Below are 12,379 nucleotides of genomic sequence, written 5' to 3'. Positions count from 1 at the left end.
AGTTGAAATCAGTAACTATAAATACGTTTCTAACATTCCTTATTTTAGGGCTATCCAGATGTATTGGCTTAGAACTTACGGCTAAAATTTTTATGGCAATTATCCCAGGGATAGCAATTTTAATATTAGGTATTTCGTGGCTTTTTATGGAGGCTTTCGAATCAAGGAAAATAAAAAAAGCTCACCAGCGGCAACTAGCGAGCAAACAAAACTAAAACAATATTAGATTATATCAGATAAAAAGCAAAGAGGCCAATAAACTACCCAACTAAGTAAACACTTAAGAAGCCGGACAGTAACCGATCAAGACCCGTTACAAGCTGATGAAGGCTCAAAGCCTTATCGGGCAATGGTTTACGAGGAATTAGAAAAGTTAGCCGGTCAAGTTCCGATACAAGAGCCGTTACAAGTTTAAAAGTGGTCTTGTCAACTGAAAGAGTCCTCGAGTTTACAAGCTGGTTTACCTAATGGTTTACGGTCAACAGTATCTATCTTGCATATACCTTTGCATACTATTTAGCGTTAATAGTATGCAAGGTAGTATACACTGTTGCCAACTATCTAACGTTAAATAGTAGGCGGCATAGTTGGCAACAAAACGATCAATGAAATATAAACGGTACAAACATCAAAGCACACAAGACGTAAAAGAAAGGAGGGAAATATTGGAAAGGATAACAAATATTAGCCCTAATCCAGAAATAATTATCGCTACCGCAAAACGAAAGACTCAAAAGATATGGAACAACAAAAAACTAACTTGGGAGGACTTTTTAAAAAGGCTTGCCAACCCAGTAACGACCCCTGAAACAATGGAAGAATGGCAAACCATGGATAAGCAACAACAAGACAAGATTAAAGATGTGGGCGGTTTCGTTGGTGGAGAGTTAAAAGACGGAATCAGAAGAAAGGGATCAGTTCAAAACAGAACAATTATTACTCTAGATGTTGATTATCCTAGCGAAAATATTAATCTCTTTGAAGATGCGCTAAATAAATGGGATTTTGCTTTTGCGGGTTACAGTACTCATAAATACACCCCAGAAAATCCCAGAATCAGGCTAGTAATTCCATTAGAACGCCCAGTATCACCAGAACAGTATTTAACGGTCTCCAAATCGGTGGCCGAAACTTTGGGATTAGATTATTTTGATAAAACTACATACCAGCCTGAACGGTTAATGTTTTGGCCATCTCATAGTAAAGACGCTCCCTATTATTTTAACTATCATCAAGGGTCTTTGTTAGATCCGGATCAAATCCCAACCGTTAATAACGGTCAGAAAAATGGCTCTAATTTTCCGGAATTACCAAACACCATAAAGAAGTACAAACGAGAAGCAAAGTTAGCAGGAGACCCGTTAAAAAAGCCCGGTGAAATAGGAGCATTCAACAGAGTTTACAGCATCCAGGAAGCAATTAAGAAGTTTTTGCCGGACGTCTACGCCCCTACTGATCAGGAAGACCATTACACGTATATTAATGGGTCAACTACGGGAGGACTTGTGTTATATAACGGGGTATTTGCTTATTCACATCACAACTCAGACCCCACCTGTAATAAATTAACAAACGCCTTTGATCTTGTGAGAGTTCATAAATTCGGCAATTTAGATACAGATACAAGAGATAATACCCCAATAACTGAATTTCCCAGTTATAAAAAGATGTGTGAATTTGTCCTAAACGATCAACTTGTATATAAAGAGTGGAAGAGTTCAATTACAAATAATGATTTTGCCCCCCTTTCATCTACAGATCAAGTTAATGAATTTCGTTGGCTATCACGAAATACAAATACCGGAAACCCAACCGTCAATACTTACCTTTTAGCTCAGCAGTTAGTTATTGATTATCATCTTCATTATAGTACCGGGACGTTTCTTAGATATGACCCAACTACTGGAATATGGCAAAAAGATGCTGAGGGCTTTTTATCAAGTTTATTAACGACAAAATACCTTAAAAACCTCTCAAAGACAAATATAAACCGGGAGACAATACGAGTTGTTAAGGATATTTTAAGACAAGGTTCACCAGATGAATTTAACGACAGTGATCCAATGAGAATAGTTTTACAGAACGGCGTTTACAATCTAAAAACAAACGAATTTTCACCGAAATTTGATCCGGATTTACAAGTAAGCGTAAATTATCCTGTTGAATATAATCCATCATCTAAAGCCCCCTACTTTGAAGGTTTTGTAACTGAAATTCTGGGAGAGGAATATTTACCGCTGATCTATGAATGGATCGGGTATCTATTCTATAGAGGCTACCCGGTACAAAAAATCTTATTTGTATACGGAGTTGGGGGCGCTGGTAAGACAACTTTAATTAACGTGATCAGAAATGTAATCGGTGAAAAAGCCTCATCATCTGTATCACTAGAAGCACTGGTATTAAATAGGTTTGCTACAGCCGGGCTATATCAGAAAACTGCTAATTTTGATTCTGATGCACGGGCGCAATTTCTAGAAGATGGTTCTGTACTAAAAAAACTAACCGGTGAAGATTCTGTATTTGCTGATGTGAAGTTTGGTGATCAGTTTCAATTTAGAAACTATGCAAAACTTACCTTATCCATGAATCAGTTGCCATCAATGAGGGATTACAGTGGTGGGCTTGAAAGACGAGCAATGATATTGCGGATCAATAAGAAAGTTGCCCCTGAAACAAAAGAAAAATATCCCTATTCTGAAATGCTAAAAGAATCATCCGGAATCTTTAATAAAGCTATGGAGGGATTAAGACGGCTATTAGATAATGGCTACTTCTCAGAAACTGAGTCAATGCGTACAGAAGTTAAGAAGTGGGTTAATGGTAATGATCAAGTAGGGCGTTTTGTATCTGATGCAATAGTAAAAGACGAAAATCATTTCATATCTGTAAAAGACATGTACAAAGCGTACAAAGACTATTCAGAAGAGAATGGGGAAAGGGCAATAGGTAAGTACAAATTTGGACAACGCTTAGAAGATATGGGATTGGTGAAGGTAAAAACACAAGAAAACGGGATCCGTTACTGGAAATGGCAAGACGTGAATTTTATTAATCAATAGATACACAACTTGAATTCTGGACACTTTACTCAATTTCTGGACATTTCTAATAAGTTTCTGGACACTTTACTCAATTTCTGGACGTTTTTCAAAATTTCTGGACACTTAAAATCCTTTTATATCAAGGTTTATAGTGCTTTATGTCCAGAAATTAGAGAAATTTATTAATTAATAGAATATATCTATTCTATTTATAGAAGAAAGAGAGAGAGAAAGAAAGAAGAGAGAGAAAAAAATATATATAATAGTTTGGAATTTTTGGCAATTTCTGGACACTTTCATACTTCAGAGGGCATGGTTGTGGGATTTGAGACGATTAAATTTCTGGACACTTTGCCCAAAAAAAGCAAAAAACGTCCAGAAATAAATATAAAAACAGTTATCACATAGGAGGATACAAGAAATGAACGTACAAAATTTGATTCAAAGATCTTTAATGTTTGGTGAACAGTACTACGGGGAATTAAAGTTAGATACCCTTGATGAACTTTGCAATAAGTTCAAGGCTTCACTAGATTTCATTAGATATGGTGTAAACGAAAACGATCTACAGACTGTACAGGTAGGAGTTGGCCTTGCCTTCACTTTTGGGGTTGGTATTTATGGGAGCATTGATAATGCTTTATTGAACGATCTAACGGATATAGACGTACAACAACCCGTTAACCCCGGATTAAGTAACAAGAACGCCAATATGATTCTTCACTTACTAGATTTAATCGCTGATGATGACGGGGAACAGATTAAAAATGATCCATTCACGGGTAAAAAATCTTATTCCTCAGAAACCCTCAAAAAGCACTATATAAATTCAGATCCTTCACACTCTAATGAGTTTTCTTTCGGGTCTCATAATCATCTAATCAATATGATTAAAATTTTAGCTAAAATAGCGGGACTTTGTGGAGGAACCTTAGAAGATTGCATAGATTTAGAAATGTCCGATTTTGTAGGATATTTGAGAATTGAGAAAGGAATGAACGTCTAGTTTTGTCTAGTTAAATTAGAATCCGCTGAATTGGAACCAGCCTTGTGCCGGTTTTTTATTTGCCTTAAAAAGCTTAGACAACATCTGTAGGCTACAAACATTGAAATTATCCGAAAAATATCAGGTTTTGTCAGGTTTTAACATTGTAAACTATTAGAATTATTTGTTGGATGTTTCAAGATAAAATTCAGGAACACTGAGAACTATTGCAATACATGGGATGAAGGATGTTTGATGACTTTCATGATAATGTAGGTTAAGACATCCACGTTGAATAAAATGTTGAGTTTTGTTAGGTTCTCAGATTCGTCTCCTTTTTTGTTATCTGGAAAGGTTATTTGTCTATAATTGACCCCGATTATTTTGACGCCCAATCACCAACAAAAAACACTATATAAATCAAACCCAAACGACGCCCAAATGACGCCCATTTGACGCCCAAAAATATATTTTGTACCTGAACGTAAAAAAAGAAACCCTGATTTAACAGGATTCTTTGAACGTAGATTAACTAAATTTTACTATCTAAAGGAGGATGTGGGATTCGAACCCACGCGCGATGTTACTCGCCTGACGGTTTTCAAGACCGTTCCCTTCAGCCGGACTTGGGTAATCCTCCATATCACAACAGCAATTATTTTAACAAAAGTTCCTAGTAACTGTCAATCTTTTTTTGCTTAACTTCCACAGGTTGTCTGTTATAATAAAAAACAAAAAATAATTGAAGGAATAGAATGACTGAACGTGAACAAATCGATCAAATTGATCATGAAATGACGGTTCTTTTTACTCAAAGAATGCAATTATCCAAAAAAATTGCTGCTGCAAAATTTGCAGCAAAAGCGCCCGTCAGTGATCGAAAAAGAGAAGAAGAAATAATTAAGAATGAGCTTGCAAAATTACCCAATGATGAGTTAAAATCTTATCTCAGGGACTTTTATCGCGATGTTTTTTTGATTTCCAAGCAATATCAAGCTAAGCTGATTAAGGGTTGGCGTGATAAAAATGATGAAAATTAAAAAAAGGTCTTGCAAATTACCTAGGCGTGCGAGTATAATGAATAACTGCAAGTGCTTATGCACACCATAGTGGCTCGGTAGCTCAGTCGGTAGAGCAATGGATTGAAGCTCCATGTGTCGGCGGTTCGATTCCGTCCCGCGCCACCTTGGAGGAGTAGCGAAGTGGCTAAACGCGGCGGACTGTAAATCCGCTCCTTCGGGTTCGGTGGTTCGAATCCACTCTCCTCCATAGATTTAGGGATATAGTTTAAAGGTAGAACTACGGTCTCCAAAACCGTCAGTGTGGGTTCAATTCCTACTATCCCTGTTATGGCGGTATTGGTGAAGTGGTTAACACATCGGTTTGTGGCACCGACATTCACGAGTTCGATCCTCGTATACCGCCTATATTCTTGGGATATAGCCAAGTGGTAAGGCAAGGGACTTTGACTCCCTCATGCACAGGTTCGAATCCTGTTATCCCAATTTTTTATTGGTTTTGGCGGTATAGCCAAGTGGTAAGGCACGGGTCTGCAAAACCTTGATCACCGGTTCAAATCCGGTTACCGCCTTGCTTATAAAAATAGACATCTGAAAGGATGCCTTTTTTTATACTTTCTTTTGACAATTAGGACAAAGTCCGTGGACCTCAACGTGAGCACTTTTAAGTAAGTAGCCGCTCTCCTTTTCAGCGCCTTTTAGCAACGATGAAAAGTCGAAGTCTTCTCCATCAACAATTGAGCCGCACCGATCGCAGATGATGTGATAATGAGGGGACCCGAAGTAATCAAAATGATGTTCGGCTGTTTTGCTGTCCTCAATGTCGATTACTAGTTTGGCCTTTATCAGCGCCTCCAGGGTGTTGTACACAGTGGCCAAACTAATGTGTTGATGGCCTTCATTTAAATCTGAATAAATTTTTTTTGCGGTTGGATGACAATGACTATCTACCAAATAAGCCAGAATTATTTCACGTTGGGGGGTAACTGTGGCACCGGTTTTTTTAAAGGCATTCAAGGCTTTTTCGAAATGTGAATTGGTCATTTTTCTTCCTCATTCATTTAATTAAATTTTACCTCATTGGTGCGACAAATGCCAAAGATCTTTACAATGATCAAAATCCAACTTAAGACTGATGTAGAAAAAATATTTATGAGCGATAATAATTTACGAACAGCAAGAGTAAAACATTCTTGGTAGTTCACATTTTCTCCCCTAAACACATTTAATCTTTTAGTCACCTGGTATCCCCTACTAGGTGATTTTTTTGTACAAAAAAAGCAGGATTAACCTGCTTTTTGTGGATACCGGTGCTCGGGCTCGAACCGAGACGTCATCGCTGACACTGGATTTTGAGTCCAGCGCGTCTACCAATTCCGCCACACCGGCAAATTCCAACTTTGATATAATATAAAAAAAAACCGCGTTTGTCAACTGGTCTTAGAGTTATGAGCCAATCTGTGGTAAATTAAAGTTACTAATAAATGCATAAGGAAAAAAACAGTGAATATTGGGATCTTTACAGACACGTATTTCCCCCAGATTAGTGGGGTAGCAACTTCAATTAAAACTTTAAAAGATGATTTGGAGAAAAAGGGTCATTCGGTTTATATCTTCACGACGACTGATCCTAATGTCGATAAAAATGATTATGAACCAGATGTTTATCGCTTCGGCAGTGTTCCATTTCCGTCATTTACCGAACGTCGAGTGGCGATTCGTGGGCTTTTTAAAGCAGTTTCCATTGCCCGGAGTTTAAATTTAGATATCGTTCATACGCAAACGGAATTTTCGATGGGCTACATTGGTAAATATGTCGCTCATGCTTTAAAAATACCGGCACTTCACACTTATCATACGATGTATGAAGATTATTTGCACTACATTATGAATGGGCATTTGCTACATCCTTCAGGGGTTAAGCAAATTTCCAGAGCGTTTTTATATCATATGACAGGGTTAATTTGTCCGAGTCAGCGAGTTATGGATACGATGATTCGCTATGGGATTAAGATTCCGATGCGAATTATTCCCACAGGAGTGGACCTCAGTCAATACCAAAAACCAGTTGACGACATTAATCTTCGATCAGATTATCAGATTCCAGCTGATGCTAAAGTTGTCCTCTCGGTTAGTCGGGTTGCCTACGAGAAAAATATTGGATTTTTGCTGAGAAGTTTTGCCGAAATTGTCAAAAAAACTGATAACGTCTACCTTTTTATCGTTGGAGATGGTCCAGCAATTGATGATCTAAGAGATCAGACAGCAGCGCTGGGCATTGAAAATAGAGTAGTCTTTACAGGATATGTTTTGCATAGTAAAGTTGTGGCTTACTATCAGCAGGCTGATGTTTTCGTTTCCGCCAGCAATACGGAAGCTCAAGGCTTAACTTTTATTGAGTCGCTGGCCGCCCATACGCAAGTCTTGGCCTGGGATAATGATTATGATCGGCTGCTTTTAAATGATGAAAGTTTGGGAGCAGTATTTTCGACCGAAGAAGAACTGGTCGATTTAATGACGAAATATTTGAGTCAAGAAATTTCAATCAGCGAATCGATTTTAAACCCCGTGTTGGATAGAATTTCCGCCAGCCATTTTGGCTCAGAGGTTTTGGAATTCTATCTTGATCTTATAGATCATTTTGAAGAGGAAAAACAAGAAGAACTTGATGAGCAAGAAGCAAGTTTGATGCGGCGGATCAGTAGCTATTTGAAATTGACTCGTCCGAGAAATGACGAAGATCTTTCGAATTTTGCGGTTGGCTTTTATGGTGAGGGCAAGTTTCGAAGTTTGATTTTGACGAATTTTTGTAAGCAAAATTATCCAGTTTTTGCAACGCCAAGCGAAGATAACGTCCCTGATACGAAGAAAATCACTGTTGTCTCAGACGAAAGTCAGCTGTTAGATAATTCTAATTTGATTTTTGTTGAGCTGGCGAGTCAAGAGAAATTTTTGGACCTTGCTAGGAAAATTAAAAAAAATCAGATTTTGGTCAATTTGCAGACGATGAGTGATTTTGACTTGTCAACTTTGCGTGCAGTAGAAACTGAAATTGAGGGTCACGTTTTTGATGGGGTGATGATAGTTAATGATTTTGAGTCAGTGACCCTTTTAATTGGTGGAGATCAGGATAAATATGAAGAAATTTCCCCTGCTTTTGAGGTCTTCACTGATGAAGCATTTTATCTGGGAGCCCTTGGAGCAGCGCAAGTTGGCAATAAGTCGCTGGAGATTTTGCGCAAACAAATACAGCAAGGAGTTATTTGTGCTCTTGAGGAGTCTCATCTGCCAGATGTTGACTTAAGTGCAATTTTGGACTTGTTAACGGACACTGATGAAACTCACTTTATTAGACACGTCGGCAATCGTAAGTTAAATGAAAATCAAAGCGATCTGTAAAACTAGGAAATTGAATTTTTTGTGAAGTTTTGCTAAGGACGTGGAAGTTTTATTATCAGTATAGTAAACTCAGAGTAATAAAAATGGAGATATAGGAGTAGATCTTGTGAAATCAGAACTTGAAGGAATTATTAAACGTCTTATTGCAATGCAAGATGGTAGTGGGACGATCAAAACCAGACATTTTGAAAAAGATGGCGAAGACCTAGCAAAAGTTACCTACGATGAAGATAATAAAGTTTTTCAGGTTGATGAAATTCAAGCTGGAGAATCATATAAGTTTGATAACATCGATCTTGTTGCTATTGAGATCTACGACATTTTAGGAGCCTAGCTCTTTTTGGAGTCATGATTTGAATCAAATATTATCAAATATAAAGACCTTTTTTTTGAATAAGAGACTTGGTTTTTATTTTCTAGCAGTAATCTTATACGTTATCAAAACTGATCTGACCTACCTTACTAAATTTAGTTTAGGTGTTCAGAATTCTTTTCAACAAATAATTATGCTGATCAACCCAATCGCCGCAGCTTTGTTTTTACTAGGTATTGGGTTGTTTTTCAAAGGGCGCAAATCTTATATTGTCATTTTGATCATTGATTTTTTGTTAACCACCTTGTTATTTGCCAACATTCTTTACTATCGGGAATTTTCTGATTTTTTAACTATTGAAATTATCAGCAAGAGTTCCCAGACTGCTAGCGGGTTAGGTGGAAGTATTTCGGGTATTTTCAAAGTTAGTGATCTTTTGGTTTATACGGATTTTGTAGTTTTACTACTCTTGTTACTTACTAAGGTTATCAAGATGAATCCTAAATCCATTGGCAAACGCCAGCCGTTTACATGTCTCGTGGTAGCTACAGCATTTTTTTGTGCTAATTTGTCCATGGCTTACACAGATCGTTCAGGTCTTTTGACGAGGACCTTTGATAATAATTATATTGTTAAGTATTTGGGTCTTAATTTCTTTACAGGTTACAACGCTTTTCGGGCTCATGAAACTAATGCAGTTCGTTCTAAAGCCAATGTCAGTGATTTAACAAGTGTTACCCAATATCTTGATCAGCACCGCGTGCCAGCCAATCCCGAATATTTTGGCAAGGCAAAGGGCAAGAACGTCATCATTTTTCACTTGGAAAGTTTTCAGCAGTTTTTAATTGATTTTAAGTATAAGGGAAAAGTAGTCACACCCAATTTAAATGCACTGTATCATAATCCGAACTCAATTAGCTTTGATAATTTCTTTAATCAAGTAGGTGAAGGTAAGACAAGTGATGCTGAAATGATGCTGGAAAATTCCCTTTTTGGTTTGCCAAGCGGTTCGGCGATGCAGCTTTACGGGGGCGAAAATACTTTTAACGCTGCCCCAGCGATTTTATCGCAGCACAATTATACGACGGCTTCACTTCACGGAGGTAATTCCAGTTTTTGGAATCGGGATTCGACTTATAAGTCTTGGGGTTACGATATGTTTGTTAGTAAAAGCTTCTATCCCCAGAATAAAGATTACTATCATGGCTACGGCTTGAAAGACAAAATTTTTCTTAAAGACTCAATTCCATATTTAGAGGAGTTGCCGCAGCCTTTCTATGCAAAACTGATCACCGTTTCTAATCACTATGCATTTGATTTTGACAAAAAAGATCTAACGATTGGCCGCAGTGATACTGGCGATCCAACTGTTGATGGCTATATTCAAACAGCTCGTTATCTCGATGAAGCAGTTGGTGAATTTATGAATTGGTTTCATCAAAGCGGAATGAGCAAGAATACGTTGATTGCTTTTTATGGCGATCACTATGGAATTTCTGATAACCATAAACCCGCGATTCGCAAGTTACTGGGACGTAAGAGTTTTGGTGAATTTGATGATGTTCAGTTTCAACGGGTGCCTCTAATCATTTACTCCGAAGGACTGCCTGGAAAAATTGACCATACTTACGGCGGGGAAATTGACTTTTTGCCGACATTATTGGGTTTAATGGGGATCGATAATACGAAGACTTTACAGTTTGGTCAGGATCTTTTGTCAGGAAAGAGCAATCAGATCGTGGCTCAGCGTAATGGGAACTTTGTGACGCCTAAATACACCAAGGCCAAGGGTAAGTATTATTTGACAAAGACTGGCGAACATATTGGCAGTGACGAGGAGACCGATACTGAAAAAGAGGAGTTATCTAATTTAACAAATGCGGTAACTACCCAATTAAGTTTATCTGATCGAGTGATTCAACGTGATTTGTTGCGCTTTTATGACTTGCCTAATTTTAAAAAAGTAGATCGTTCAAAATATTCTTATACTAAGAAAAACGCTACGAAGCTGCTGGCAAAATTTGCAAACAGTCCGACTTCATTTAAGAATCAACGGGAAAATTTAGGATTGACAGACATTCCATATTTAACTGATGCTCCGGAGTTAATTAACAAGAATGATCGGCCTAATAATATGCTTGCGGCGACGCCAGCAACAAACCTTAGTCCTGAAAATAAGACTAAAGTTGTGGAAGAATTCAATAATTGGTTTGCAACCCAAGCATCAGATAATAAGATGGGGTTGATGGTCTTTGCTCCTTTGAATTTAACAGATGAATCTTTTTATCAGAGTTCGTTTGGTAAAATTGGTAGCAATCCAGAGTATCCGATCCATTTACTTGAAAATCCGTTGATTACTTATTATTCGAAGTCAGGTATAACGGGTCTTGCAGCCGATGTTAATCAAGATGATATAGATTTTGCAAAACCGTTTACAGCCTATTTATTAGCTGATGACGGGAATGTATACCAAGCTGATATTTCTAAGCAAAACTTCCCTGGCGTTTACAACGGGATTACAAATCCAGAGAATCAGTTAGTTTACTACACACCTTTACCTCATACCAGCAAACTATTCCTTAAATACCAAGATTTAATTAAGAACGGCCATTAGGAGGCGGTATTCATGGACGAAAAAACTAAAGCAGAGAATTTAAAAAAATTAACACCAGAAGAATTTGAAGTTACTCAGCACGCAGCAACAGAACGTCCTTTTTCTGGTCAATACGACGATTTTTACGAACCCGGGATTTATGTTGATGTAGTAAGTAAAGAGCCCTTGTTTTCTTCACAAGATAAATATGATGCCGGATGTGGTTGGCCAGCGTTTACTCAACCAATCAAGGATGCGATGCTTAAAGAACTACCAGACCGTTCTTTCATGCAAGAACGCACAGAAGTTAGAAGTGCTGAAGCTGATTCACATTTAGGTCATGTTTTTGAAGATGGGCCTCAAGAGCGCGGAGGCCTTCGCTACTGCATTAACTCAGCAGCTTTGCGTTTTGTTCCAGCAGCAAAATTAAAAGCAGCCGGATATGGTGAGTATGCTAAATTATTTCCAGGTGTTTTACAAGTTGAGGATGATTAATGAGTGAAGAAACAGCAATTTTTGCCGGTGGATGTTTTTGGTGCATGGTTGAACCATTTGATACTCGTCCTGGCATCAAGAAAGTTGTGTCTGGCTATACCGGTGGGCACGTAGAAAATCCGACGTATGAACAAGTTGCTAGTCACACGACTGGGCACACGGAAGCGGTGATGATTACCTTTGATCCAGAAGTGATTAGTTACCGAGAATTACTTGAAATTTATTGGCAGCAGACCGATCCGACTGATGCAATGGGGCAATTTCAAGATCGAGGCGATAATTATCGACCAGTGATATTCGTAAATAGTCCTGCTCAACGCGCGGCGGCTCAAGAATCGAAGAAAGCTTTAAGTGAGTCAGGGAAATTTAAAGATCCGATTGTTACGACAATTGAGCCAGCCCAACCGTTTTATCCAGCTGAAGAATATCATCAAGATTTTTATCGCAAGGATCCATTGCGCCATGAAATCGAAGAGGCTGGCGGACGAAAAGCCTTTAAAGAAAAGTATTGGGAATAATAGTGGACTTTCA

The 12,379-nt window shown here is 38.1% G+C and carries 8 protein-coding genes, 8 tRNA genes and 2 pseudogenes; 15 read left to right on the top strand and 3 right to left on the bottom strand.

Annotated elements, in window-relative coordinates; all coding sequences use genetic code 11:
• Positions 1-2 precede the first annotated feature (2 nt).
• The 3 genes from R8495_RS10075 to R8495_RS10065 all read left to right on the top strand — a co-directional run bounded on the left by R8495_RS10075 (position 3) and on the right by R8495_RS10065 (position 4,050).
• Positions 3-215: a hypothetical protein gene (locus R8495_RS10075; protein WP_317635341.1), complete on the top strand. Its 213-nt coding sequence runs from the start codon at positions 3-5 to the stop codon at positions 213-215.
• 372 nt (positions 216-587) lie between these two features.
• Positions 588-3,062 carry a DNA primase family protein gene (locus tag R8495_RS10070; RefSeq protein WP_317635340.1) on the top strand — a complete coding sequence of 825 codons (2,475 nt, stop codon included), beginning with the start codon at positions 588-590 and terminating at the stop codon, positions 3,060-3,062.
• A gap of 403 nt (positions 3,063-3,465) precedes the next feature.
• Positions 3,466-4,050, top strand: coding sequence for a hypothetical protein (locus tag R8495_RS10065; RefSeq protein WP_317635339.1), 585 nt, complete (start codon positions 3,466-3,468; stop codon positions 4,048-4,050).
• A 529-nt stretch (positions 4,051-4,579) separates the two neighbouring features.
• On the opposite strand, the gene R8495_RS10060 is transcribed toward R8495_RS10065, so the two are convergent.
• Positions 4,580-4,669: transfer RNA gene (locus R8495_RS10060), tRNA-Ser, on the bottom strand.
• A gap of 115 nt (positions 4,670-4,784) precedes the next feature.
• On the opposite strand from R8495_RS10060, the gene R8495_RS10055 reads away from it, so the two are divergent.
• The 7 genes from R8495_RS10055 to R8495_RS10025 all read left to right on the top strand — a co-directional run bounded on the left by R8495_RS10055 (position 4,785) and on the right by R8495_RS10025 (position 5,620).
• On the top strand, positions 4,785-5,069 hold the full coding sequence (locus R8495_RS10055) for a chorismate mutase (RefSeq protein WP_317635338.1): 285 nt from the start codon (positions 4,785-4,787) through the stop codon (positions 5,067-5,069).
• Positions 5,070-5,140: 71 nt separating this feature from the next.
• Positions 5,141-5,213 (top strand) — tRNA-Phe (locus R8495_RS10050).
• A 4-nt stretch (positions 5,214-5,217) separates the two neighbouring features.
• Positions 5,218-5,298: transfer RNA gene (locus R8495_RS10045), tRNA-Tyr, on the top strand.
• 7 nt (positions 5,299-5,305) lie between these two features.
• Positions 5,306-5,376, top strand: a tRNA-Trp gene (locus R8495_RS10040).
• A gap of 5 nt (positions 5,377-5,381) precedes the next feature.
• Positions 5,382-5,454 (top strand) — tRNA-His (locus R8495_RS10035).
• Between the two features lie 8 nt (positions 5,455-5,462).
• Positions 5,463-5,534: transfer RNA gene (locus R8495_RS10030), tRNA-Gln, on the top strand.
• A 15-nt stretch (positions 5,535-5,549) separates the two neighbouring features.
• Positions 5,550-5,620 (top strand) — tRNA-Cys (locus R8495_RS10025).
• A 37-nt stretch (positions 5,621-5,657) separates the two neighbouring features.
• On the opposite strand, the gene R8495_RS10020 is transcribed toward R8495_RS10025, so the two are convergent.
• Together R8495_RS10020 and R8495_RS10015 are read right to left on the bottom strand one after the other, a co-directional pair.
• Positions 5,658-6,092 (bottom strand): Fur family transcriptional regulator, encoded by a 435-nt coding sequence (locus R8495_RS10020; protein ID WP_317635337.1) that lies wholly within the window; start codon positions 6,090-6,092, stop codon positions 5,658-5,660.
• Positions 6,093-6,353: 261 nt separating this feature from the next.
• Positions 6,354-6,437, bottom strand: a tRNA-Leu gene (locus R8495_RS10015).
• A 114-nt stretch (positions 6,438-6,551) separates the two neighbouring features.
• On the opposite strand from R8495_RS10015, the pseudogene R8495_RS11200 reads away from it, so the two are divergent.
• The 5 genes and pseudogenes from R8495_RS11200 to msrA all read left to right on the top strand — a co-directional run.
• Positions 6,552-7,712 (top strand): annotated as a pseudogene (locus R8495_RS11200) (glycosyltransferase family 4 protein); the annotation flags it as partial.
• A gap of 841 nt (positions 7,713-8,553) precedes the next feature.
• Positions 8,554-8,781 (top strand): YkuJ family protein, encoded by a 228-nt coding sequence (locus R8495_RS10005; protein WP_317635335.1) that lies wholly within the window; start codon positions 8,554-8,556, stop codon positions 8,779-8,781.
• A 19-nt stretch (positions 8,782-8,800) separates the two neighbouring features.
• Positions 8,801-10,882, top strand: a pseudogene (locus R8495_RS10000) (LTA synthase family protein); the annotation flags it as partial.
• A 504-nt stretch (positions 10,883-11,386) separates the two neighbouring features.
• Complete coding sequence (gene msrB / locus R8495_RS09995) at positions 11,387-11,848, top strand: peptide-methionine (R)-S-oxide reductase MsrB (RefSeq protein ID WP_317635334.1); 462 nt, start codon at positions 11,387-11,389, stop codon at positions 11,846-11,848.
• Positions 11,848-12,366, top strand: a complete 519-nt coding sequence (msrA, locus tag R8495_RS09990) for a peptide-methionine (S)-S-oxide reductase MsrA (RefSeq protein ID WP_317635333.1) — start codon at positions 11,848-11,850, stop codon at positions 12,364-12,366. Before msrB ends, msrA begins: the two co-directional genes overlap by 1 nt.
• Positions 12,367-12,379 lie beyond the last annotated feature (13 nt).

The sequence above is a fragment of the Xylocopilactobacillus apicola genome, assembly GCF_033095985.1.
GTDB lineage: Bacteria > Bacillota > Bacilli > Lactobacillales > Lactobacillaceae > Xylocopilactobacillus > Xylocopilactobacillus apicola.
Note: the sequence above shows the minus strand (reverse complement) of the source record. Positions and strands in the feature narration are given on the sequence as shown.